Annotated in this window: 1 protein-coding gene; it reads right to left on the bottom strand. The window is 44.5% G+C overall.

Annotated features, from left to right (window positions below; all coding sequences use genetic code 11):
- The coding region (locus tag R7Z77_RS26220) for an amidohydrolase family protein (protein ID WP_318137161.1) at nucleotides 1-387 on the bottom strand (387 nt) is incomplete at its 3' end.
- Nucleotides 388-647 lie beyond the last annotated feature (260 nt).

Raw genomic sequence — 647 nt, 5'->3', positions numbered from 1 at the left:
AACGGTATCGGCTTCGCCATCAGGAGATGGCAGCACGTTTGCGACCATGGCTTGCAGACCAACACCATACACATGACTGTGCGGATCAACAAAGCCAGGCAACATAGTTTTGCCTTTTAAGTCGACCAACTGTGTTTTACCGAACTTGTGTTCCATCGCTCCATCTTTGCTGCCGACATAAATGATTTTCTCGCCTAATGTCGCGACGGCTTCGGCGTACTCTGGCTTATCGCCTGCCATGGTTAGGATGTCGCCACCATAATAAATTTTGTCTGCGGCGGTTACTTTGAGTGGCTCGGCGACGGCTTCTACTTCTTTCGCTTCTTCAGAAAAACACCCCGTTAAAGCAAGCCCAGAGAGGGCAATAGGGATCCAGTTTTTGTTCATCGGTCATCTCCATACAGAGTAAGTTTTTTGCCTATTGCTCCCATCTCAATGAGTTTGAGAACTCAATAGGTCACATTCACTTTAGTTCATATTGAAGGAGGATTATCAACAAGATTAAAGACTTTCAATCAAGCGCAAGTGATACCTACCGATGAATATCAAAAATGTTACATTTTTCCATTTCATAAACGATTCTGGACTTAGGCAATGTGACCCATAACGAGGTTCTATGGTTAAAAAGTCGGCATGATAAGTCCACG

It is taken from the genome of Vibrio sp. 1401, from assembly GCF_033340295.1.
This window is presented reverse-complemented; position numbering and strand designations above follow the sequence as displayed.